This is a genomic window from Nostoc sp. CHAB 5836 (assembly GCF_020829445.1).
Taxonomy (GTDB): domain Bacteria; phylum Cyanobacteriota; class Cyanobacteriia; order Cyanobacteriales; family Nostocaceae; genus Nostoc.
This window is the reverse complement of the sequence record NZ_JAIVFV010000030.1, coordinates 1-22,355: the sequence shown is the minus strand read 5'-3', so window position 1 is coordinate 22,355 and position 22,355 is coordinate 1. Positions and strand designations below refer to the sequence as shown.

Annotated in this window: 21 protein-coding genes and 2 pseudogenes; 13 read left to right on the top strand and 10 right to left on the bottom strand. The window is 42.2% G+C overall.

Features of this window, described 5'->3' with window-relative positions; translation table 11 throughout:
• Positions 1 to 28: 28 nt before the first annotated feature.
• Together LC605_RS08935 and LC605_RS08930 are read right to left on the bottom strand one after the other, a co-directional pair.
• A complete protein-coding gene (locus LC605_RS08935) occupies positions 29 to 421 on the bottom strand; it encodes a hypothetical protein (RefSeq protein WP_229547206.1) in 393 nt (130 codons plus the stop codon).
• A gap of 596 nt (positions 422 to 1,017) precedes the next feature.
• Complete coding sequence (locus LC605_RS08930) at positions 1,018 to 2,535, bottom strand: phenylacetate--CoA ligase family protein (RefSeq protein ID WP_229547205.1); 1,518 nt, start codon at positions 2,533 to 2,535, stop codon at positions 1,018 to 1,020.
• A gap of 174 nt (positions 2,536 to 2,709) precedes the next feature.
• Here LC605_RS08930 and LC605_RS08925 point away from each other — a divergent pair, with 174 nt between their 5' ends.
• On the top strand, positions 2,710 to 4,404 hold the full coding sequence (locus LC605_RS08925) for a serine/threonine-protein kinase (RefSeq protein WP_229547204.1): 1,695 nt from the start codon (positions 2,710 to 2,712) through the stop codon (positions 4,402 to 4,404).
• A 36-nt stretch (positions 4,405 to 4,440) separates the two neighbouring features.
• Positions 4,441 to 6,579, top strand: coding sequence for a serine/threonine-protein kinase (locus tag LC605_RS08920; RefSeq protein WP_229547203.1), 2,139 nt, complete (start codon positions 4,441 to 4,443; stop codon positions 6,577 to 6,579).
• 371 nt (positions 6,580 to 6,950) lie between these two features.
• On the opposite strand, the gene LC605_RS08915 is transcribed toward LC605_RS08920, so the two are convergent.
• The 4 genes from LC605_RS08915 to raiA form a co-directional block, all read right to left on the bottom strand.
• Positions 6,951 to 7,589, bottom strand: coding sequence for a histidine phosphatase family protein (locus tag LC605_RS08915; protein ID WP_229547202.1), 639 nt, complete (start codon positions 7,587 to 7,589; stop codon positions 6,951 to 6,953).
• A gap of 573 nt (positions 7,590 to 8,162) precedes the next feature.
• Positions 8,163 to 8,576 (bottom strand): recombinase family protein, encoded by a 414-nt coding sequence (locus LC605_RS08910; RefSeq protein WP_229547201.1) that lies wholly within the window; start codon positions 8,574 to 8,576, stop codon positions 8,163 to 8,165.
• A 69-nt stretch (positions 8,577 to 8,645) separates the two neighbouring features.
• On the bottom strand, positions 8,646 to 8,807 hold the full coding sequence (locus tag LC605_RS08905; RefSeq protein ID WP_229547200.1) for a hypothetical protein: 162 nt from the start codon (positions 8,805 to 8,807) through the stop codon (positions 8,646 to 8,648).
• Between the two features lie 10 nt (positions 8,808 to 8,817).
• Positions 8,818 to 9,453 (bottom strand): ribosome-associated translation inhibitor RaiA, encoded by a 636-nt coding sequence (gene raiA, locus LC605_RS08900; RefSeq protein ID WP_229547199.1) that lies wholly within the window; start codon positions 9,451 to 9,453, stop codon positions 8,818 to 8,820.
• Between the two features lie 694 nt (positions 9,454 to 10,147).
• Here raiA and lipB point away from each other — a divergent pair.
• Positions 10,148 to 10,840 carry a lipoyl(octanoyl) transferase LipB gene (gene lipB, locus LC605_RS08895; protein ID WP_229547198.1) on the top strand — a complete coding sequence of 231 codons (693 nt, stop codon included), beginning with the start codon at positions 10,148 to 10,150 and terminating at the stop codon, positions 10,838 to 10,840.
• Positions 10,841 to 11,172: 332 nt separating this feature from the next.
• Positions 11,173 to 11,373 carry a hypothetical protein gene (locus tag LC605_RS08890; RefSeq protein ID WP_229547197.1) on the top strand — a complete coding sequence of 67 codons (201 nt, stop codon included), beginning with the start codon at positions 11,173 to 11,175 and terminating at the stop codon, positions 11,371 to 11,373.
• Here the strand turns inward: LC605_RS08890 and LC605_RS08885 are convergent.
• Positions 11,374 to 11,505: pseudogene (locus LC605_RS08885) on the bottom strand (polar amino acid ABC transporter ATP-binding protein); the annotation flags it as partial. It lies immediately after the preceding gene.
• A gap of 242 nt (positions 11,506 to 11,747) precedes the next feature.
• Here LC605_RS08885 and LC605_RS08880 point away from each other — a divergent pair.
• The 7 genes and pseudogenes from LC605_RS08880 to LC605_RS08850 all read left to right on the top strand — a co-directional run bounded on the left by LC605_RS08880 (position 11,748) and on the right by LC605_RS08850 (position 16,841).
• Positions 11,748 to 12,389 carry a restriction endonuclease subunit R gene (locus LC605_RS08880; protein WP_229547196.1) on the top strand — a complete coding sequence of 214 codons (642 nt, stop codon included), beginning with the start codon at positions 11,748 to 11,750 and terminating at the stop codon, positions 12,387 to 12,389.
• A 104-nt stretch (positions 12,390 to 12,493) separates the two neighbouring features.
• Positions 12,494 to 12,721, top strand: a complete 228-nt coding sequence (locus LC605_RS08875; RefSeq protein WP_229547195.1) for a hypothetical protein — start codon at positions 12,494 to 12,496, stop codon at positions 12,719 to 12,721.
• A complete protein-coding gene (locus LC605_RS08870; RefSeq protein WP_229547194.1) occupies positions 12,718 to 12,984 on the top strand; it encodes a type II toxin-antitoxin system RelE/ParE family toxin in 267 nt (88 codons plus the stop codon). The genes LC605_RS08875 and LC605_RS08870 overlap by 4 nt, the downstream gene beginning before the upstream one ends.
• Positions 12,981 to 13,826: a hypothetical protein gene (locus LC605_RS08865; RefSeq protein ID WP_229547193.1), complete on the top strand. Its 846-nt coding sequence runs from the start codon at positions 12,981 to 12,983 to the stop codon at positions 13,824 to 13,826. Before LC605_RS08870 ends, LC605_RS08865 begins: the two co-directional genes overlap by 4 nt.
• Positions 13,827 to 14,051: 225 nt before the next feature.
• Positions 14,052 to 15,278 (top strand): annotated as a pseudogene (locus tag LC605_RS08860) (cation:proton antiporter); the annotation flags it as partial.
• Between the two features lie 136 nt (positions 15,279 to 15,414).
• Complete coding sequence (locus LC605_RS08855) at positions 15,415 to 15,897, top strand: hypothetical protein (protein WP_229547192.1); 483 nt, start codon at positions 15,415 to 15,417, stop codon at positions 15,895 to 15,897.
• A 107-nt stretch (positions 15,898 to 16,004) separates the two neighbouring features.
• Positions 16,005 to 16,841: an AMIN domain-containing protein gene (locus tag LC605_RS08850; RefSeq protein ID WP_229547191.1), complete on the top strand. Its 837-nt coding sequence runs from the start codon at positions 16,005 to 16,007 to the stop codon at positions 16,839 to 16,841.
• Between the two features lie 200 nt (positions 16,842 to 17,041).
• On the opposite strand, the gene LC605_RS08845 is transcribed toward LC605_RS08850, so the two are convergent.
• On the bottom strand, positions 17,042 to 17,581 hold the full coding sequence (locus LC605_RS08845) for a DUF3172 domain-containing protein (RefSeq protein WP_229547190.1): 540 nt from the start codon (positions 17,579 to 17,581) through the stop codon (positions 17,042 to 17,044).
• Positions 17,582 to 18,159: 578 nt separating this feature from the next.
• The gene (locus tag LC605_RS08840; protein ID WP_309143259.1) at positions 18,160 to 19,389 is read right to left on the bottom strand and encodes a transposase; all 1,230 of its coding nucleotides are present in this window, start codon (positions 19,387 to 19,389) and stop codon (positions 18,160 to 18,162) included.
• Positions 19,390 to 19,445: 56 nt separating this feature from the next.
• On the opposite strand from LC605_RS08840, the gene tnpA reads away from it, so the two are divergent.
• The gene (gene tnpA, locus LC605_RS08835) at positions 19,446 to 19,856 is read left to right on the top strand and encodes an IS200/IS605 family transposase (protein WP_229547227.1); all 411 of its coding nucleotides are present in this window, start codon (positions 19,446 to 19,448) and stop codon (positions 19,854 to 19,856) included.
• Positions 19,857 to 19,951: 95 nt separating this feature from the next.
• On the opposite strand, the gene LC605_RS08830 is transcribed toward tnpA, so the two are convergent.
• Entirely contained in the window at positions 19,952 to 21,037 is a 1,086-nt protein-coding gene (locus LC605_RS08830; protein WP_229547188.1) for a glycosyltransferase, read from the bottom strand.
• Between the two features lie 899 nt (positions 21,038 to 21,936).
• On the opposite strand from LC605_RS08830, the gene LC605_RS08825 reads away from it, so the two are divergent.
• Positions 21,937 to 22,134 (top strand): hypothetical protein, encoded by a 198-nt coding sequence (locus LC605_RS08825; protein ID WP_229547187.1) that lies wholly within the window; start codon positions 21,937 to 21,939, stop codon positions 22,132 to 22,134.
• Positions 22,135 to 22,355: the final 221 nt, after the last annotated feature.

The following is a 22,355-nucleotide window of genomic DNA, read 5'->3' as shown; positions in this document are numbered from 1 at the left end:
ATGGTGAATGATGCCTATTTGTTGCTCATTACGCGGTCTGTGTAGAAGCCGCTTTTAAATCTGCGGTGGATTTTAACCGCGTAATGGTGGCTCTACGAATGCGATCGCTTTTGCGTACTCCGCCAGTCATTTCGTATTCCCGGCTGTCTTTGCCATACTTCAATGCTACACCACTGATTAAGCGCTCAGAGGTTTCGCGGATAGTCTTTTCAAGGGTTTCTATTTGTTGCTTTGCTGTGTCAATGGCAGTCAGCATCATATTATACTGGTCAATCTGGTTGCGGAGTTGCCCGGTTAACTCGGTTAAATGGTTTAAGCTGATCGAATCACCAAAGTCGAGGCTGGAATTAATCGATTTAAATCCGATTACTCTCTGTTCGGTTTTTTCTAGCACGGAAGAGGTTCTTTTTTGGCGTGGCATCAATGCAGACTTTTTACTAAACTTTATCTTTCTAGAGTGTCTCAATGGGACAGTATAGTGGTTCCGTAAAACTTCCAAAAAAAGGTGTTTTTTGTAATAAGATTGGATTGCTAGCTCAGTAATTCTACGACAATAAACTTGTGTTCTGAACGAATGGGCTTGTGTTCTGAACGAATGGGCTTGTGTTCTGAACGAATGGGCTTGTGTTCTGAACGAAGGGGCTTGTGTTCTGAACGAAGGGGCTTGTGTTCTGAACGAATGGGCTTGTGTTCTGAACGAAGGGGCTTGTGTTCTGAACGAATGGGCTTGTGTTCTGAACGAAGGGGCTTGTGTTCTGAACGAACAAGAGAGACGCGATAAATCGCCGTCTCTACAAGGCGTTTTTGTCATCTATTTTGACAGCGTCTTCTTCCTGATTCCTGATTCATCGCGTCTTCTTGCTGATTCATCGCGCCTAGTAAATACCTTGGTGCGAAAAAACTCAAGTATGTTACGAAACGTAAATAAGCTTAAAACCCTTACTAATGACGAATGACAAATGACAAATGACAAATGACAGCCTTAGCCAGTTAACTTTAATTGCGCCAACCTACTTACTATTGACGGGTATAACGATGCTTCACCCCAATCGGGAAATATTCTGCCTCCCCCATTGGGGCTAATGTAACTTGTGGTGTTTGATATTCTGCGGGAACATAATTAGCAAACTCGCTATTTAGGCGTAGCAGTTGTGAAACAATAGAAGATGCGATCGCAAGTCTTTGAGCTTCATTACCCTCTACCCCTGGTGCTAATTCCACAACCACAGATAAAAATAGGTTCTTGTCAGCATCTTCCTTCACCTGCAATACAAATTTACCTGTCACCCATTCTTGAATTACTGGTTGTTCTAATCCCACGGTCACATTTTCTGGATAGATATTTGCACCAAAGTAAGAAACTGTAAAGTTAGAACGCCCGAAGACATAAACGAAAGGTAGCTGATGAATACCTCTAGGTGAGTGTTGTTGAGTGTCATAACAGAGATTTTCAAGCGGATTAAATCCCCATTCAGCTAAAAATTGCAGCATGGCATCATAACTAATGATCCCGCCAGTATCTAAAATGTCATAGCGCACTAAAGGAATACCGTTGTCTCCCGAAAACAGTAATCCCCCATCTTCAACTTCAAAAAAGCGAGTGAAGGGATCATATTGTACTAGTGTAGGTAAACGCGATTCACCAAATAAAGCTCTAGCTGCATCCGGATTTTTTGCCAAAAAACGGCGAATACAAATACTTAACGGTGTTTCATTACCTAAAACTCCTGCATCCGCAGTGCCGTAGAGTGATGCAAAATCATAACAAGGATTTTGTGAACCAACTCTTTCACCAACTAAACTCCGCCATTCTTCACTAAATACTTCTCCCGCCATCACTAATTTAATCTGATATTGCTGCCACTGGACACCACGAGCGACACCAGTATCAATCACATCTTTTAAAAATGGCGGGTATCCCAATAACACCACTTGTTCAAAAGCTGAACCTAGTTCTTGGACAACTCGCAAGATTTCTTCTTTGTTGTTACCAGGAGTAATTACAGTGATCAGATAACCTTTGCTAGCAAGATAACGACAGCAATTAGTAGTGAACATCCCACCGACCCAAGTGCCCAAAGTGAAACAAATTACTGCTAGGGTACGTCTGGTATCTGTATAGAAACTATCGTGAAAAATCTGTTCAAAGCGTGTGGTGATTTGGAGTTCATCTGTGAAAAAACGAGGCCAAAATGTCGGTTTACCACTGGAACCGGAAGAAGCAGCTATGATGTCGCACCCTTGGAGTTGTCCGTTGCGACACAAGTCAGCTAAGGGATAACGCAGTATATAATTTTGTTTAGCGATCGCTGGTAGTTTCTGAAACTCCTCTAAGGTTTGAATAGTCGCGGGATTAATTTCTCTTTCTTCTAAAAAAGCTTTGTAGGCAGGTACGTTAGTTGCCACATCGTGAAATAAACTCAAAACTGCCGAAGTTTGAGTGTTGAGATGCCGTTGGAGTATGGTTTCTAGGGGGGTAGATAAAAAATCTTCAAATGCTTTAATTACTTGCTGCTGTCTTGATTTCGAGTTCATGACGCTTGTTCTTTATTTTGAAGTAGAATCAACACCGTTAAAATAATTCGTAATGACGCTCTCTACGAGAGGCTTTGCCAACGAATACTCGCTTACGTAATTCGTAAGATATCCGAAAATAAAGGTATGCGGGTTGTAGTTATTCAATAAAACCTTAATTTATCCTTGGGCACCATGCAGCTCTATTGCAGTAAACAACACACAAATAATGGTGGTAACCGCTTTTGTACTCATTGCGGTGAGCCATTACCTCTTGCTGCGGGACAGGTTGTGGATAATCGCTATCAAATTATCCGTCATTTAGGGCAGGGTGGCTTTGGACGCACCTATTTGGCAAAGGATAGAAATAAAGCTGATCAAACCTGTGTGCTGAAGGAATTTGCACCCCAAGTAGAAGAACAACAAGATTTACAAAAAGCTAAAGAGTTATTTGAACGAGAAGCGAATGTCCTGAAAACACTCCAACATCCACAAATTCCCCGTTTTCACGCTTCGCTACAAGGGAAGATCGGCGAATCAGATTTTTTCTTTCTAGTGCAAGATTATGTGGATGGTGACAATTACTACCAATTATTAGAGCAGCGTCAGACTCAAGGAAAAACCTTTAGTGAAGAGGAAATAATCACCCTCCTCCAACAGATTTTACCCGTGTTATCCTACATCCACTCACGAGATGTAGTTCACCGTGATATCTCTCCTGATAATTTGATTTGGCGGCGTTCTGATAATCTACCAGTATTAATTGATTTTGGTGGTGTCAAGCAATTGCCAGCTTCTCAAGGTTTTTGGCGCACCAAGTTGGTTGGAAATAACACTTTGCTGGGTAAAAAGGGCTATGCCCCAGAGGAACAGCTACGGCAGGGAAAAGCATTTTTTAGTAGTGATTTATACTCTTTAGCTGTGACGATATTGGTCTTGCTTACAGGTCAAGAACCGCAAAAATTATACGATAGCTATCAGGGAATTTGGGGATGGGGGAAGGAAATTAGAGTTAGTCCCCAACTGGAAGCAGTGTTAAAAAAAATGCTGGCTTATAAACCGAGCGATCGCTACCAACGAGCCGAGCAAATCCTCAAAGATTTACCATCGCCAACTACTACTAAATCCCCAGGTAATTATATTACCACCAAGATTAAGACGATGGTAGTTGCTCCAGGAAGGCAACGCGCCAGCGCAGTTTTGAGTAAATTTCAGAGCAAAACGCAAGCAATCCCAAAACCGATATCTTTGCCCGTTTGGATTCGCCCTTTTGTGATGAGTTTAGGGGGGACGGCTGTAGTTGTCTTAACTGGCGCAGGTGCTTGGGCGGTAGTAAATGCAGTCATTCGGAGTATAACTTCAATTACGATTCCATCAATTTCGTTACCGCAAATTCCACAATTACCGGGCGGGAAGCCAGACAGCGACAAAGGAAAAAATAGCGACCTCCAGAAAATTATCAGTCGTCGTCAACAGCTAGAAATTACTGAAGGATTTTTTATTGCCTTTGTAGATGATTTATTTTATACAAAAAAACCGGAATTAAAGGGACGTAGCCTGACATCTAAGCCAGAAGACGCTGGTTTACGAGATGAATGGTCTGGTTTCGCTGACGATTTATTGAATAAACTAGAACAGGCTGACCTCAGTACAGCAACTCGTCGCCAACTGGGGAAATATAGTCAAAAAGATTACGAAATATGGAGACGACAAGCGAGATCAGGGCAATTGGGGAATTATACAATTGATCAACTGAACAAACAGACAAATGAAAAATTTGATCGGTTGTTTCCTGATCAGCAGCGTAGGAAACTCAATCAACAGACTTTTGGTCAAATTTGGTATGCGATCGCAGCCGATCAAGTTAGTAAAGTACAATCTGGCAAGTAAGCAGACTGGGGAAGAGTCACTACTGACAAATAACAAATGACAAAATTATATTGTTCTAAAGCACATGAAAATTCCCCAGGTAGTCGCTTTTGTCTCCAGTGTGGTGAAAATTTGTTGGATATGCCCATGAGTTATACTATCCAACCGGGACTAACTTTAGGCGATCGCTATGTGATTGTGCGTCAAATTGGCCAAGGTGGCTTCGGACGCACTTATTTAGCTGAAGATGTCAACCGTTTCCGCGAACTTTGTGTTTTAAAAGAATTTTCCCCCCAAGTTCAAACCGCCTACGTTGTCCAAAAAGCTGAAGAACTGTTTGAGAGGGAAGCGAGTGTTCTTTATAAACTGCAACATCCCCAAATTCCCCGCTTCCGGGAACTGCTTCGGCTAAACTTAGGGGGCAAAGAATATCTATTTTTGGTGCAAGATTATGTAGAAGGGGAAACTTACAACTCGTTGTTAAATGCCCGGATACAGCAGGGTTTACGCTTTACAGAAGCAGAAGTGCGACAACTATTGCTTTCAATTTTGCCCGTGTTGGAATACATTCACTCCATAGGCGTTATTCATCGAGATATTTCTCCAGATAACTTAATACTTCGCACTATTGACAAACTGCCAGTTTTAATTGATTTTGGCGGTGTCAAACAAGTAGTAGCGACCGTTGCTTCCCAATATTACCAACCCGGCATAGTTGCATCTTCCCCATCACCAACCCTATTGGGTAAAGTCGGATTTGCCCCTCCAGAACAGATGCAAACTGGCTCCGTATCACCCCACAGCGACTTATATGCCTTGGCAGCATCAATGTTAGTTTTACTGACAGGAAAACATCCTCAAGAATTAATTGATACCTACAATCTCCATTGGGAGTGGCGACGGGAAGTTAGCCTGAGTCCGATTTTGGCACAGGTATTAGATAAAATGCTATCTGCTAGACCTAGCGATCGCTATCAATCAGCCCGTCAAGTACTCCAAGCTATCAACCCGCCCACAATTAATTATCCCCCAACTGAATATCCCACACCACCAGAACCCACATCAGCCACCCTCGCCGTCTCCCCCTCATCCCCCTCATCCCCCCCATCCCCCCCATCCCCCCCTCCCCAATGGACACCAGCAAAAACCTTCCTAGTGACGCTGTTAGCAACTGCTAGTGTTGGATTAATTTGGTGGGGAGTGAATAGCAGCCGCAATGTTGGGGAAGTCAAATCTAATTCTACAGTCAGCCCAACCCCAACCAGTGAACAACCGACTGATCCTTTAGCGCAATATTCGCCAGCAGAACGGGAACGCAAAGAAAGATTAAGCGATCGCCGTCAACAGCTAGGTATTGACTCTAACTTCTACCTGAACTTGGTGAATCAAGTTTTTTGGGACAGAAATCCTAGTTTACGGGGACGGACTCTCAGCAACGGCCCTGAAGATGAGAGTTTGCGGGCAGAATGGGATAAAACAGCCTCCGAATTGCTGGAAAAACTTGCCCTACTGAGTGACAACACCCGCCGACAATTGGGAACTTACACAACTGCTGAACGCGATCGCCAGAAAATGGAAATCAACAAAATCAACGTTGGTAGTCGTTCTTTGTATGATTTGGGAGATGCTGCCTTCTTCCGTATATTCCCGGGGCAACGTAGTCAAGATTTTCTTAGTCAACCAATTGGGCAAGTTTGGTACGGATTTGTTAGCGATCAACTCAGCGCTATCCTTGCTGGTAGTGCTTTCCAGAAACTTGTGTTTGAACCGGGTGCGATCGGTAAAACAGTAAGCGGTACTCTCCAACCTGGCGGTGGTAAAGTATTCATTGCTCAACTTGCCAAAGAGCAATCTCTGGAATTGAAGCTACAAGGAAATTCCCAAGTTTTGTTATCAGTCTATTCACCCTCTGGCAAAATCAAATTTTTGGAAGATTCTAAAGAGCGTAGTTTGTCAGCTAAATTACCAGAAAACGGATTTTACGAGTTTGTCGTAGTTTCCACAGCATCGAAACCACTAGATTATCAACTCAGCGTTACAGCAGAAAATCTTACCCCTCCCCCATCGCCAACGCCAACACCAACGCCCACGGAAACTGCCACTCCGACACCCACACCCACGCCAACGCCAACGCCAACTCCCACAGAAACTGCCACTCCCACACCGACACCGACGCCGGAGACAACGCCTCAATAGAGAGTATCCTCTGGATCTGGAGCATCTTTATGCTGCTACCAGACACACAGCGCGAAATAGAAAAGAAGCAGATGTTGAGCCGATATATGACCAAAAACCTGCAATATAACCTGAAAAGGCTTGATTTTTCGTTGTAACTCCTTGCTTTTAAGACTTAGATGTAGCAATTTTTTAAACCCATATAAGTAAGTCGGCAAGAATAAACCAAACTATATTACGAAACGTAAATACACCTTAAACCGTTATAAATGACGAAGGACAAATGACAAATGACAGCCTTAGCCAGTTACCTTTATTTGCGTCGCTCTACTTAGTGTAGGGATTTTCAAACCATCTTGCCGGAAATTACAAACATCCCGGCTCAATACCGATTATGTTCCCGGACGAGAGCGAATACGATCGGGTATATGATGGCGATCGCCTAATATTTCGAGCATTGGGCCATTAACGTCAAATTTAACCATACTTACCGACGCAACCAAAATATTCACCCGATAGCGATAGCGTCCCAAATCAATTCCCAGTAAACTGCAAAGCATAATCCGAATCGTGGCTTTATGGGAAACTACTAAAACATTACCTTGGGGATGTTTTTCTTGAATTTCAGCAATTACAGGCATAGAACGGTTAGCAATATCTACCGCAGTTTCTCCACCTAGTGGTGCATTCCAAGCGGGTTCTGTCAACCATTTTACATAGTTTTCTGCGTAATTCTCTTGGGCAAAGGATTTACTCTTAGTTTCCCATTCGCCGTAACTACCTTCTCTAAGTCCGTCACGCAACTGCATATCCATACCGATAGCATTACAAAATGGCTTGGCAGTTGCAATTGTGCGCTTCATCGGGCTAACATAAACTGCTGACCACTTCAATTTTTGATAAACATCGGCAAAACTCTCTGCCATCTGCATCCCCTCTGTTGTCAACTCCCCATCAGTTTCACCGCAGAAATTACCACTTTGACTAAAAGTAGTTTCTCCATGTCGCAGTAAATATAAATTGAGTGTCATAGCTTGTATGGCGATTGGGATAAAGGAGTTTGTGCAAAAATAAAATACCATCAATCTCGCAATCGAGTATGTGACACCAGGACAAAGTAATCAACCAAAAAAGTCAGTTCCCTCACAAACTTTTGAAATCGAAGACAAAAGTAGCGGTTTCAGCTAGTACTTATAGTTCCAAATCACATAGTCAAACATAGTCAGACATCTGCAACTCAGATTTAAGCAACCCTACCTTTAGCATGGACACGCTTGAATAGTGGAGTTATCCGCCTTGGATGTACTACCAAACATCCCCTATCCCTTAGAATAGATTTGAGATAATCAAAACCTTCAGGATTACTTTTTCTGCCGATATTCAGTGCGCCATTGAGATCGGCATGAATCTTCAAACCATTTTTACTGACATACCACGCACGTTCGACACGCCTCCCTGAGAAGATGTGCTTTACCTTATTGTTAGGATCATAAATTGGGATAATGTCCCAATCAATAAAAGATGCCTTGCTGGTGTAAGATTCTTCTCCAACCTTAACGGCGATGCCAACTTGTTCTAATTTATAAGTCAGAATCTCGATAAATCTAGCGTGTGGTATTTGAGTAAAGTTTTGGTTTGTACGCTTTCCTAACTTTGTGTTCGACTAGCAAAATATCATAATCGTCTTTGAGTAAAAGCTTTTCTAGTTTCTTGCGATTGTCGTTTAGACCACTCCCTACTTCCTTGACGATGTAGACGATCTGATATCCTTTGGCAATTGCATATTGAGTTAACCTCTGGCCTTGCCTATTCAGATTATCTTTGTTTTCAGCACTTGATACCCTGGCATAAATTGCAACCCTAACAACACCCTCTGATGTCTTTTTTGGGTCGTAATCAACAATTACCGTCCCTGTAGGAAGTTGCTCTGTTGGGTATGGTATTTTACCTGCTTTGTAGTGTCGCCAAGGGGTAAGATACGAAATCCCCAAAGTTTTAGCATAATCAGACAATTTCATCAGTAAGGACTTTTAGACTATATCTGACTATGCTAGACTATATTTTGTTTAAAGTTTTATTGTTTAACTTTAAAGGTCATGTTGAGGAAGCGCTGAAAACTTTGCAACAGATTGCGAAATAGGAGTTTGGAGTTTGGAGTTTGGAGTTTGGAGTTTGGAGTTTGGAGTTATTTCTTCCCTATCTCCCTCATCTCCCTCATCTCCCTCATCTCCCCATTCCCCATTCCCCATTCCCCACTCCCTATTTAGAGTGCGACTTTTCTGGCATGACAATATTAGCCTTACCATTCTTGCCGTTGGTATGACCGTTACCATTACGCGGATGGATCACACCATAACCGCCGTGATTGCGTTCGTAAATTACATTAATTTCTCCAGTTTCCGAATTGCGGAACATATAAAAGTCGTGTCCCACGAGTTGCAGCTGTTCTAAGGCTTCTGCAAGGGTCATCGGCGGCATGGAAAAATATTTGGTGCGGACGACTTCGTTGGGTAGTTCGGGGGTGCGATCGCCAATTAAATCTGTTACTACCGACTCTGCAACAACTGTTTCTGTTGGTTGATGTTGAGTTTTCTGGTCTTGACGCCGTTCTTTGTATTTACGCAGTTGACGGGCAATTTTATCTGCAACTAAGTCAATGCTGGCATATAAGTTTTCGCTACTTTCCTCCGCACGAATAACGCTACCATTAGCATAAATAGTTACTTCCGCCGCTTGTCTTGGATTAATTCGGGGATTACGGGCGACGCTAAGATGCACATCCACTTCATTTGTAATGCTCTGAAAATGACTAACTGCTTTTTCAATCTTCTGATGTACATACTCACGAATTGCATCGGTGATTTCAATATTTTTGCCGTGGATGACAAGCTTCATGTAAACTCTCCCGCTAAATATTTGGATGTGTGAATTTGCTTTGTATGAAAAGAAGTTGCGGTAAGGTCTATTACTTCCGCCAAAACAAATTGTGAACTATTTCTATGTACTAGACATCTTCGCAAATTAGGTTTTCACCTAGACAGAATAAGTGTTTGAGATTCTTTTTCACCAGATGTCTACTGGTGGTAAGCTGTCTATAAGTTTGTTGCACCTGAGTTTTTCTCAAGTATACCCTTGATTTCCCTCCTCATCTCTGCGCTGATATCCAAATTTGGATATTGACTTAGGACTTTTGGGTGAGGCAATCTGAGTGGTAGCTCCTGTAACTACCTTCTTCAATAAAGCAACGCTTACAAAACTTTTGATAGTTGCTCCTTCTGTGTTCGGTTGAGGTTTGCTTGCTGTTGTTCAATAATACAAGTCTTTGTGAAAGTTTGATTTTGTTTGAAATGCAAACTATTTTGTTAAAGTCATCAGCCAGTACATTCGTCCTTACTGTCTTGGCATGATGCTTATCGCAGAGAATTCCTCCTAAAAACCTATTGAGGTTATATATTCAAGCTAGCACTTTGTATTTTCTAATGCATATTCCCTTGACTTTCCTTTAAAATCCTTTGCAAAGCTTGACAATTGTTGACTGAAATCCTGTAACTTGAAATATATTTCGTTCTAAACACGGTTGATTTTTGGCATGATCCATAGTATAGAACCACACAAAAACCGTTGTTTGTTGTATAGTCAAGGATTGATGCCTTATTTAGAAGCTCATGGATGGCAGCGATCGCTCCTCACTGAGCGCATCCATGATCCCAGTCTAGATGATGTGTTAATTTTGCTAGAACATCCACCTGTGTACACTCTGGGACAAGGAGCCAATTTAGATTTTCTCCAATTTGATATTGACAAAGGTGAATATGATGTGCATCGAGTTGAACGAGGCGGCGAGGTTACTTACCATTGTCCCGGTCAACTGGTGGGGTATCCAATTTTAAATCTGCAACGTCATCGTCAAGACTTACACTGGTATTTACGTCAACTTGAAGAAGTAATAATTCGCGTATTGGCAGTTTATGGGTTGCAGGGAGAAAGAATTCCGGCTTTTACTGGCGTTTGGTTGCAAGGGCGAAAAGTTGCGGCTATTGGGATTAAAGTCAGCCGTTGGATTACCATGCACGGCTTTGCGTTAAATGTTTGTCCAGACATGACAGGCTTTGAGCGCATTATACCCTGCGGTATTTCTGATAAACCTGTAGGCAGTTTAGCCGAATGGATTCCAGGAATCACTTGCCAAGAAGTGCGTTTTTATACAGAGCAGTGCTTTGCGGAAGTTTTTGACGTGGAATTAATCAAATCTCAGCCTGAAGGATTTTTCCGGTCTGAGTAAAGTAATAAATTCTATATAGCAGTTCTCGACAAGCGTGAGGTACAATTTTGACCTCGCTTCCATTCCTCTCTCCTTTTAGGAGAGAGGCTTTAAATTGTTCCCCCTTCCCGCTTCGGGAAGGGGGTTAGGGGGTTGGGTCTATTTGCATACTTGTAACCTCACCGGATTGAAAATGGCTATAGCAGTCCTATTTAAATTGTGAGACACTTATAAGAGTAGCCCATATTTAATAGCATCCAAACAACTATTTTACTGCGATTGTTAAAGCTAGAATCTGATTATTTACAAATTTCTATAGTAACTTTTTACGGCAGTCAAGCATAACTTTGCGCGTGAATTACCCAAATAACCTCCAGGTATATGCCCCATCGTTAACGTCTCTGAGAGAACGTGATTGGACAGCTTTGATAGAACTATTTGATAGAGATGATGCTGATGAAATTGAAGCCGACATCAGTGGGAGTTTGGTTTGGCTGATACCTGAACCTTGTTGGGAAGATGACCCCTTTGATTTCTTACGCGAGTACCTTTAATTACGAATTACGAATTATTTGAAGGCGACTGAGAAAAATACGTAGGCGATCGCTTTGGGAATTGGTCAGTACTTCATAGGCTGGGCCTTTTTCTGCCACAATACCTTGATCTAAAAATATCACCTGATGGGCATGGGGATGGCATTGTTCATTACTTATGTCAAGCTTCTCTACAGTTGATTGTAAGGTTTTTGACGAACCGCCAAGACGCAGAGAGCGCAGAGGGGGATGTTATGCCGTAGGCGAAGAGGATGTTTGAAAAGTCTAATTTATTACTAGCCCTGGCACAGGTGCAGCTACACAAACAAAACCTGCCTACGCAGGTTAAAAACGTGTGTTACTTTGTATGCTAAATCTTAATCAAGCAAAAATATATGACAACCCTCAACGCTCGTAATTTATCCCTCGAAGAAGTTCATCGTCTGTTTGGCTTTCAAAAACAGTACAATGACTCATTTTCTAACTACTTATGTTTGGAACCTCTCACGGAAGCAGAACAGCAGGAACTTAAACAAATTCAGCATGACTTTGATAGATACCTGACAGCAGGTAAAGTTTCTGAAGGTCAGGTAAAGTTTCTTGCAGTTGCCCCTTTATTAAGATTAGCTGGTTTTTATCGCTATCCTATTGAGATTCTTTTGGAGGAAAATATTGCTGATATTGAAGTTGAAGATGAAGATATCAAAATTAAAGGAAGATTTGATATTCTAGCTGTTAGTAAGGCTCAACATACAAAACCTCAAAAATATTTTTGGGTACTGTTAATTGAATCTAAAAATAGCCAGATTGATATATCAACAGGTTTGCCTCAGCTACTCACTTATGCTTATAAAAATTTAGATAATCAAAAATTCGTTTGGGGATTGGCGACTAATGGTAGAAGTTATCAGTTTATATATATTGAACAAGGAAATCCCCCGATTTATTACCTGTTGCCAGAATTAAATTTAATGGAAAGAGAGCGTTCAATTCAGTTGTTACAAGTTTTAAAAGTAATTTGTCAATTAACTTTGTGATTAAGGCAGCAGGGACTGTTCTGAGTCTCAAGCGATGCCTTGATTCCAGACTACTGTTACTACAATATATAATGTATGTAAATTCAATATTTCTGGCTTGAAACATGAAAACCGAAATTGAAAGAGAAAAAATTATCAAAGCCATCAACTTACTACTGAAACAGGCTTATGACAGCACTTTAGATGAAATTCTCGCATTGTTACAACGAATAGAAGAAGAAGAGGAGGAGGAAGAGTTAAAAGCCTATGATCAAGGTAAAGAAGATATACGTATTAATGGTACTGTGAGTTGGGAAGAAGTTAAAAAAGAAATAAGTCAGGAAGTGGCGTGAGTTATCAAGTTGAAATTTCTCAAGGTGCATCAAAACAACTTAACAAATTACCGCCAAAACTTCAAGAATGCATACACGCTAAAATTGATGATTTAGCCACAGACCCACGTGCAAATGGAGTTAAAAAGCTAAAAAATAGAGACAATGGTTATCGAATTAGAGTAGGAGACTATCGCATTATCTATGATATTTTGGATGAAATTTTATTGATAATCATCATAGAAGTTGGGCATCGTAGTAGTATTTATAAAGATAAAAAGTGACTTCATACTCGATATTAACTACTTTAGTTAACAACGAGAGCGATCGCATAATAAGAATCCTTATTGCTCCAGCTAATCTCCAAACAACAAGTGAAATAAACCTAGATGAACTCCGGCTGCAACCAAACACAAAAGTAGCTGGATTAAGTTATGACTTTTATCGCAATCAGCTTGCTTTTTCTCTGCAATCTAACTCGAAATCAGACTTAAACAACAACCAAAATACATTAGAACTATATTTAGGTGAACAACCAATTAAAGTTATAGTAGAAGGCTATGAACTATTAGATTTAAAATTACCAAATCAACCAGATAAAGAAACACCGCTAAAATTTATTGTCAATCCAAATAATAAAAAATTTAATTTAGAAATCGCACAAAATACCAATCTTTATATTACCCTAGCCAAACCTCCCAAATACGAATCAGAACAATGGTTTAGAGAAAAGATAGAAACCAAAGATGTGAAATTTCTAGATTTAGACAGAAATGGTAAAGATGCCAGAGACGATTTAAAATTTTCTACTATTGTGGAAGGTAAAATCCGCGTGGTGGGACAAGAACAGGATATTAAGAGAAATCAGTTTCTCATGGGGGAAAATCCTGATATTCCTCTCAATATTGAACTAATACGCCATCTACAAATTGTCCCGAAAAAGGGAATAGAAGCCCGCTTTTCTGGAAAAACTAAGGAGATTCAAATTGGTTTAGATCAAGATTTTCCAGTTTCTCAAATACAGGGTAGCTGGTTGGATGGGGTTTTACCTCGTGATGCAATTATTGCGCTGTTCTCTTTTGGGGCTGCTACGGTTGCAAATCTTTTGTCTTGGTTATTTAGCTGAAACAAAAAGAAGCCTCACACTCACTCTTAGGAGTGTGAGATGAATTTTTGGGCGATGACGAATTGACCCACAACCAATTCAATCCGTAGGATTGACAGGACGGTGGGTCGATGATAGCGAAGCGTTAGCGGGTACTCCCGCGTCGGAATCGCCATTTTCTGGGGTATTTTGATTTTCTATATATTTTCGTAAAGTTGAAACTGTAACACCGCCACAGCTAGCAATTTGGTTTTAGGAGTAGCGATCGCAGGCAAATATGTTGGCACTTATGTCGCAGCCCGTGTAAGTGGCATTAATAAACGGGAAGCCTCAGCACTCGGTTGGTTAATGAATACGCGCGGCTTGACCGAACTGATAGTGCTAAACATTGGTCTAGAGTTAGGGGTAATTTCCCCCTTGATATTTACCATGCTGGTAATTATGGCATTGGTAACTACATTCATGACCTCGCCACTGCTGGAATGGACATATCCTAAGAGACTGATCAGGTTAGACGTGGTAGAACCGGAGTTGGAAGTAGAAACAGCTACAAGCGCTACTGATGGCGAAAATTACACTCGCCCCTACCGAATTTTAGTGCCAGTGGCTAATCCGAGTACCCAAAAAGGTTTGCTACAGTTAGCAGCCAGCATTGCTCTCAACTACAGTTATCCTGCCATTATTAACCCTCTGAGCCTGATTGAATTTGAAGAAGATTATGCCTTTGAAAGTACACCAGTTGAAGCAGACCGATTAATTGCCCAGCGCCGTCAGCAGCTAGAACAATTGATTAATACTCTCGAACCAGTGGAAATACGCTCTCATGTGCATCCCATCGTTCGCATATCTAGCAATGTCGCACGGGAAACCGCACAGATTGCTGCACTCAAACAAGTTGACTTAATTCTTGTGGGATGGCATCGCCCAGCTTTTAGTAGCAACCGCTTGGGCGGAAAAGTTGGTCAAATGCTCACCACTGCGCCAGTTGATGTTGCAGTGTTTGTGGATCGGGGAGGCGATCGCTTAGAAAGCTTGTTAGTGCCTTATTCGGCAAATATTCATGATGATTTAGCCCTAATACTAGCTCTGAGGCTGCTAATTAATCGTGAGACTTGTATGTTACAAGTTTTACAGGTTGTACCCGAAAATCACCTGAAGGATGAATTGAGTTACGAGTTAAATAAGATGATGGAGCAATTACCCAGTAGTGTACGCGATCGCATAGAAATCAAAATTGTCCAAGCCCCAGATCCAATCCAAGCTGTAGTCGAAGCCTCAAAAAATGTAGACCTGACAATTGCAGGTACTAGTCGCACTTGGGGTATTGAGCGTCAAACCTTGGGAAGATATACAGATCAACTAGCCATCCAATGTTGCTCCTCCCTACTGATTACCCGCCGTTACAGTCAAGTCACCGCTCATCTGGCTTCCATGCTTCCTGATGTTAGGAATCAAGAGCCAACACTTAAGTAAGTCGGCAAGAATAAATCAAACTATGTTACGAAACGTAAATACACCTTAAACCCTTATAAATGACGAAGGACAAATGACAAATGACAGCCTTAGCTAGTTAGCTTTATTTGCGTCACTCTACTTAGGAATTGAGATTATGAATCATTTCAAATTCAAATCTTTAGCTTTTTACGGAGTAGCAATAACTTCAGTGCTACTCTTGTTTAAAACTGTAACCATTTATGGGGAAAAAAATCTCAAGGCTCCTCCTCCAGTTAACGGCCAATATCGTCTAACCCTAGCGGAAAATTTGCTTAACTGTGAAAAATCGGATACCCTGACGTTAAACATTGAACAGTCAGGTATTTACTTAAATGCCTCTGTCTTATCGGCAACTGATAACGGCGATACTAACCAAAAGCACTCTTTGGCAGGTATCTTCAGAAATCAACAATTAAATTTATCTGGAAAAGTTGGTAGCTCAATCCTTTGTAATATTCCTCGCCCCCAAAATGATCCTCTGAACTTAGTCAAAATTCAAATGCAACTTGTAGATAAAGGTAATATGACAGGTAAATTAACCATAAATGAGATTCAACAAACTCGGATATTTACTGCTATACCCCAAAAAGCTAATTGAATTGGGGAGTGGGGAGAGACGCGATTAATCGCGTTTACAGGGATTGGAAGCCCGAAATAAACAGCAATGTCAGCGCATTGTATGGGTTTTATGGAGCAAATAAAAGAATGGATCAGGGACTAAAGACTAGGCAAGTTCGTCAACGGCGCAAGCAGCTATTTAGTATCAGTATATTAGGCTTTTATGCAGCGATCGCCCTCGAAACTTGCAGTACTGCCGCTACACCAGTGGCAAAGCTAGATAATTGGCGTTTTTCCCCTAAGACACAGCAACTCGAAATCACCCTCTCAACAGGCACAACCCCCCGTTATTTCTACCTTACCCAACCCTCTCGTCTGGTTGTAGATTTACCAAATACTAAGTTGGGCAAAGTTACCACACAACAAAATTATTCTGGAGCAATCAAAAGTATTCGCGTTTCTCAACTGAATGATCACCAAACACGCATTGTCCTAGATTTAGCACCAGGGGCTGTTTTTGATCCCAAGCAGGTACAACTGCAACCCGTTTCTCGAAAAAACTCCACTCGCTGGGTATTACGTCCGGTTATTTCTGGTAAAACTACTGCCGTCAAACCAGCAAACTCCCCACCTTCTCCGAAAAAACAACCTCAAACACCTTATAAGTCACAGCCGCCTAGTAACCTACCCGTAACGACTACTCCACAAGCGCCCTTACTCGCAGTTCCCCCTTTATCCAACGAACTGCCCTCAACAATTACCAATAACTCAGGACAGCCTTTTGTCACTGTACCTCCCCTAACGCCGAATATATCATCTCAGCAACCTGCTTTGACTCTTCCCCCTCCTTCTTTCCCAAATCAAACTGGTAATTTAAATAGTATTCCTCCTTTCGGTATGTCGGAATTCCCAGTTCCAACAATCCCCAATGTTGCCGATCCCCAGGTGATCGAGTTTGGTCAACCGCTTCCTAAAAGTAGATAGGGATGAGGGGGATGAGGGGGATGAGGGGGATGGGGGAGCAGGGGGAGCAGAAGTGGAAGAATTAATAACCAATGGCCACTTGCCTTGCCCTTCTCTACGAGAGGCTGCGCCAACGACTACGCTCACCAAGCGCGTTCGCGAGTGCGTCTGGTAGAGTTGTCGAACGCGAGTGCGATCGCACCAGAAGGGATGCCCAAATTCTAAAACCTATCGGTTTCTTGAGGCGTTCCAACTGCTCCTGGTTGAGCCGTGAAGAAGTTTTGAGCAGCTTCATTCTGATATATACACCTAATATCAGGTTTGTCACTGTCCAAGTTACCTGTAAAACCAAAGGTGTTCAGGCGATTTTTGCAATCTCTTACCTGATCAGATGTCACCAGCTTACGTTGCTCTAAAAGTGCCCAGTTATTTTGTCGGATCACACATCCAGGACGCATACTCGGCTGGGCAACATAAACATTAAAGGGGTTGAGAGTGACGAACAGTCTAGCGTCCATCACCATCGCACTGGCTCCGTACTGCACACAAATTTCCGGGTTTGGTGCTTTCGTGTCAATAAATTCACGGGAAGCCACATTTGATGGAGCCAAGGTCGTTGTAGAACTAAAAGCAATGCCAATTCCAATTCCCAAAATTAACACCCCTCCCATAATTGCAATGGTGAAGAGGTTAAACATCGGGGATTGGAAAATAGAGGGTTTAGAAGTAGTAGCCGATCTACCAGTGGGTTTACGTCTCATGATTGTTTAATCACCTTCACGCCGATTTGGCAGGGAGTAGTGTAACATACTCCCACCCTGATGCAAGCATACAGTGTGGGCTTCTCAGTCAATCCAGCTATTGCTTAGGAGACACTGAGCTTTGCTTAGAGTCCAGGGAATGCCCTACCGCCGACTGTGCAATTAATTTTGGGCTTTCTGGCTGTAATGAAATGGTAGGTTTATTTCCGCCGACCTGTACTAGTAGTTTGTCAAGTTTAAATTGACAGGAAGCAAGTTGGTAGTAAGGACTTCAGTCCTTATTTTCTAAGCACTAAAGTGCTTATACCATTTCTTTGTGAGGCTGCGCCAAACTGTTTTAACTTCTTTCTTTGTGTCCTTTGCGTCCTTCTCCCAACTCTTACGAGACGCACTCGCGAAGGCGCTAGCCTCTCACGAGTGGGAGAAGGGGAGACGCTAACGCGATTGCGGTTCGTTTTTCTTTTTTGTACTTATGGTTTAGCGCATCTTCATACAGAATTGGTATTACTACAAACCCTCAAAATTAGCTTAGACACTGTACTAGTACATTATACAATTAAGTGACATACTCCCGACGCTCATGCTGACGCATAGAGCGCGGGCTTCTCAGTGACCCCTGGTATTCCATCGGGCTTAGCCTGAGCTTTATTGACGGAATGCCCTACCGCCAAATATTTAATGTTGATTGCTGCATTGTAGTCACGATCTAGCGTCAGTCCACATTCATGACAAACATGAAGCCTGTCCGAAAGTGTTTTTGGGACCTTTGTACCGCACCCAGAGCAGTTTTGAGACGTACCGTTTGCATTGACTGCAATTGCCATCAGCCCAGCTTTTTCAGCTTTGATTGACAGAATTTGCAGGAATTGACCCCATCCAGCATCATGGGTCGATTTTGCGAGTCTTGTTCTGGCAATCCCTTTGATGTTTAGCTTTTCATGTGCAACGTGCAATCCTAGTTGTAGAAGCTTCTGAGCGGTTTTGTGGTGAAAGTCTTTGCGCTGATTCGAGACTTTCAGATGTGCCTTACCGACTCGTTTAATTGCCTTTTGACGACGACTTGAACCTTTCTTTTTGCGAGACAGTGAACGCTGCAACCGTTTCAGGTTCTTCTCTGAAGAGCGGTAGTGCTGAGGGATTGTGATTTCTTCACCCAAATCATTCACCAGAAACGACTTCAACCCCATGTCAATCCCGATGGTGTTCTCCATTTCTGGAACGTCAGGAGTAAGAATAGGAACAGATGAATCTTGAAGCGACAGCGTAATGTAGTAACCGTCTACCTTCTTGATGATTGCAGCCGTCTTTACCTTGAAGCCATCGGGTAGTGGACGATGGAGAATCAGTTTTAACTTGCCAATCTTCGGAAGCTGAATGAATGGCCCCTGAATGTGTTCTGGCTTAACGGGATCTGGAAATGCAATCGAGCGGAATCGTCCCTGTGCTTTGAATCTAGGTTTACCGCTTCGCTTACCACTACTATCACCACTGAGCCAGCGTTGAAAAGTCTTATCAACCCGCGCAATCACGTCTTGTAAAGTGTGAGATGGCAGATCCTTATATTCGGGGAACAGCTTTTTAGAGTTGACCAAATCTCGTTTCTGCCAATAGAAATCAGGACGGTCTTTCAACTCTGGCAAATGGCAGATTAACGGGCAAGCGTTAACGTCACAGCGATTTTGCTCGTACCAGTTAAAACGCTCCGCCAACCGATAGTTGTATTGACGACGTGCAAGTTCAAGCCACTGATCAATCGTGGTTTGCTGCATTGTGGTCAACCTTAATCGGTACTGGTAAGCGGTTCTGATGTGAGCGTTATTGTTTTAAGCTACGCTGATTATAGCAAAGATATCTAAAGATGGCGATGAAAACCGATTTTGTTTCTAGTGGTAGATCTGTATCTGACATGAAGGCACATCTGGTTTTAACGACCAAATGTCGCCGTAAGGCTTTTACGGGTGAGATGTTGGCCAGGCTCCATGAAATTCTTTCTGATCTATGCCAGAAATGGAACTGCAAGCTGATTGAGTTTAACGGTGAAGAAGATCACATTCACTTGTTGTTTCAGTACTATCCGCAGATGGATTTGCCCAAATTTGTGAACAACATCAAGTCAGTGTCCAGCCGACGCATCAGAAGTGAATTTGCCGAGCATATTAACGCATTCTATTGGAAAGATGTCCTTTGGAATGAGTCGTACTTTATCGCCTCTTGTGGGGGGGTGACAGTTTCCGTTCTGCGTCAGTACATCGAAAATCAGAACGCACCTGTGTAAAGGCATAAGAGATTGTTCGTCTCGGCAGTGTTGCTCTCCCTCGCTTCGCATTGGTCAAGCAACCTACCTCGACTCACTCGCATTCTTCCCGACGCTCACCCTCGATCGGGTAGAGCGCGGGGCTGCTGCTGCAAAAGCTCAACATACACTCCCAGTGTTTCCTGATGGACACGGGCAACACTCAGCCGCTCGAGGTTTTTATTTGCCCGTTGTTTCCATTCATCCAGCATCTGGGCATTACTCAGTAATTGCATTAAAATACCAGCCAAAGCATTACTATCTTTTACTGGTACTAAAATACCTGCTTGCCCATTGTCCAAAGCTTCAGGAATTCCGTCTACCTGAGTCCCGACGATCGCAGTTCCAGTTTCCCTAGCTTCCGAAAGTACCAGAGGGCAAGGGTCACGGTGGGAAGCCAGCACAAATATGTCACAAGATATCAGATAGCGTTGAGGTGACCGTTGGAAGCCTTCAAAATGAATGCGTTCTTTTACAGAAGTTGCTTGTGCCTGTGCCTCAAATAGCTGTTTATCAGGGCCATTTCCTACCAAATAAAGATGGGCTTGGGGAAAATCTGAGGCTATTTGTTCAAAGGCAGCGATTAACTCAGCAATTCCCTTGCGTTCATACATTCCGGCTACAGTGGCGATCGCCGGACGCTGTAGTGGTAAAGGTTGATAATCTTGTATTTGTCGGGTACGGGGACTGCCCAAAGTTCCATTACATACTACCCGTAACTTGTCTTCTGGGATACCACGCCTAATGAGAGAATCTTGCACAGCTTTACTGACAGCAATTACCTGATCCGCTAAACCCATGAGCAGGCTAGCACGTTGAAATTCATTGTGTACTGTAGAAACTAAAGCATATTTGTGCCCTTTAAAAATGCGTGCTAGTATCACTCCCGTCATCATATGGGCATGAACAATATCCGGTTGAAATTCAGCTGCGATCGCCCGGTAACTGATCGCTGCTTTGATCATACTTATTGGTTTTCTGCTTTGGTCTAGTTGGTAATGTTTGACACCAAAAATATCCAGTAAAGCCTCGTATTCACCACCAGCAGAAACAACCGCTACCTCACAACCAGATTTTGCCTGTAGACAAGCCAGATCCACAGCCACATTCACAATACCGTTACCTATTTCTTGAACGTGGTTTAAAATATGTATAATCCGCATAATCCATGATACGTGTATAAAAAATAAAGATAAGTAACTGTGTGTAAGTGTAAATCAAGATAATTATTGAGATCTTTAAGGAAAATTCAAAATTAGTTAGTAGTGCGTAAAATTGACAACTTGCTACTAGACATCTGGTAGAAATTAAATATGCGTTACCCAGAACCATTGTTTTGACGTAGCACTGCTACGTCAAAACAATTCTTTTTCACTAGATGTCTACTGACCATAGCGCTTCTAACCAGTTACTTTGCTTAAAGACTTATTCAGTAATGGCTGAATAAATCGGGGTAAAACTCCAAAATTCTTCAACGTGTCAAGGGAAGTTTGAAGGGCAAAGGAACGAACCACATTGGCGCAGCTTCTCATAAGAGTTGGACGCAAAGCGAGTGCGTCTCGTTAGAGGTTGTTTGAAAAGTATTTTTCGTAATAGCCTTGGCTATCTCTGCTCAACTTAGTGTCAAGAATCTTGTATTATTTTTTACTAAAATTTCCAATTTGCAATATACACAACATACAATAAATTAAGATTCAGTTGACAACTTTTATTGAATTGTGATTGCTTAAGTAAGTCGGTAAGAATAAACCAAACTATATTACGAAACGTAAAAATACCTTAAACTCTTATAAATAATGAAGGAAAAATGACAAATGACAGCCTTAGCCAGTTAGCTTTATTTGCATCGCTCTACTTACATTTTTGCTACAAAGAGGTAGGACGTGGCTCTTAAGTGTCCCCCGCGATCGCTCCCTCTGGGTGCAAAGCGCGATCGCCAATCACCACGCTTAACCCCAGATATATCTATGGGGTCAATCCAAAATCTCAAATCGTTCGACTGAGGGTAGTCGAAGTCTAAAATCCCAAATTGTTTGACAATGAGGATTTACAGGAGGATTCGATGCTAGTCATTTTAATGGAAGATCAAATCCTTGCTCCTGAGCAAGTTTGCCAGTCTTGTTTACTCGCTGACGGTAGTGGTCAACCCCGTTGGCGTGGGGGTCAACTGCGCTGTGGTCAAGCCATTCGCAAGCTTACTCAACAACAGCCAGACCAGTATGAGTGCATGATGGGCTTTCGTATCGCCCATATAGAATAGTTGAATTTCTCAGCAAGAGCAAGCAACTGCGTTATCCTAAGCTCAAGTAACTATAGAAATTTAACCACAGGAGAACGCATAATGTCTTGGCGCGGGTCTACAACAGTTTCAGATCGGATTTTTGCTTCCTTGCCTTATTTGCTTCCTCTAATTGAAGTTTTCGTGTTTGGTAGATATTTGTTCTCAGAGTTTCCACCACTACAACTGCTGTTCCTACCGCT

Bases quoted from the DNA above. Each gene is read 5' to 3' on its own strand.
- LC605_RS08905 (WP_229547200.1), bottom strand. From the start codon at position 8,807: ATGGGGAATGGGGAATGGGGAGATGAGGGAGATGAGGGAGATGAGGGA.
- LC605_RS08925 (WP_229547204.1), top strand. From the start codon at position 2,710: ATGCAGCTCTATTGCAGTAAACAACACACAAATAATGGTGGTAACCGC.
- raiA (WP_229547199.1), bottom strand. From the start codon at position 9,453: ATGAAGCTTGTCATCCACGGCAAAAATATTGAAATCACCGATGCAATT.
- LC605_RS08830 (WP_229547188.1), bottom strand. From the start codon at position 21,037: ATGCGGATTATACATATTTTAAACCACGTTCAAGAAATAGGTAACGGT.
- tnpA (WP_229547227.1), top strand. From the start codon at position 19,446: ATGAAAACCGATTTTGTTTCTAGTGGTAGATCTGTATCTGACATGAAG.
- LC605_RS08935 (WP_229547206.1), bottom strand. From the start codon at position 421: ATGCCACGCCAAAAAAGAACCTCTTCCGTGCTAGAAAAAACCGAACAG.
- LC605_RS08915 (WP_229547202.1), bottom strand. From the start codon at position 7,589: ATGACACTCAATTTATATTTACTGCGACATGGAGAAACTACTTTTAGT.
- LC605_RS08880 (WP_229547196.1), top strand. From the start codon at position 11,748: ATGACAACCCTCAACGCTCGTAATTTATCCCTCGAAGAAGTTCATCGT.
- LC605_RS08845 (WP_229547190.1), bottom strand. From the start codon at position 17,581: ATGAGACGTAAACCCACTGGTAGATCGGCTACTACTTCTAAACCCTCT.
- LC605_RS08825 (WP_229547187.1), top strand. From the start codon at position 21,937: ATGCTAGTCATTTTAATGGAAGATCAAATCCTTGCTCCTGAGCAAGTT.
- LC605_RS08910 (WP_229547201.1), bottom strand. From the start codon at position 8,576: ATGAAATTGTCTGATTATGCTAAAACTTTGGGGATTTCGTATCTTACC.
- LC605_RS08930 (WP_229547205.1), bottom strand. From the start codon at position 2,535: ATGAACTCGAAATCAAGACAGCAGCAAGTAATTAAAGCATTTGAAGAT.
- LC605_RS08875 (WP_229547195.1), top strand. From the start codon at position 12,494: ATGAAAACCGAAATTGAAAGAGAAAAAATTATCAAAGCCATCAACTTA.
- LC605_RS08920 (WP_229547203.1), top strand. From the start codon at position 4,441: ATGACAAAATTATATTGTTCTAAAGCACATGAAAATTCCCCAGGTAGT.
- LC605_RS08850 (WP_229547191.1), top strand. From the start codon at position 16,005: ATGGATCAGGGACTAAAGACTAGGCAAGTTCGTCAACGGCGCAAGCAG.
- LC605_RS08855 (WP_229547192.1), top strand. From the start codon at position 15,415: ATGAATCATTTCAAATTCAAATCTTTAGCTTTTTACGGAGTAGCAATA.
- lipB (WP_229547198.1), top strand. From the start codon at position 10,148: ATGATCCATAGTATAGAACCACACAAAAACCGTTGTTTGTTGTATAGT.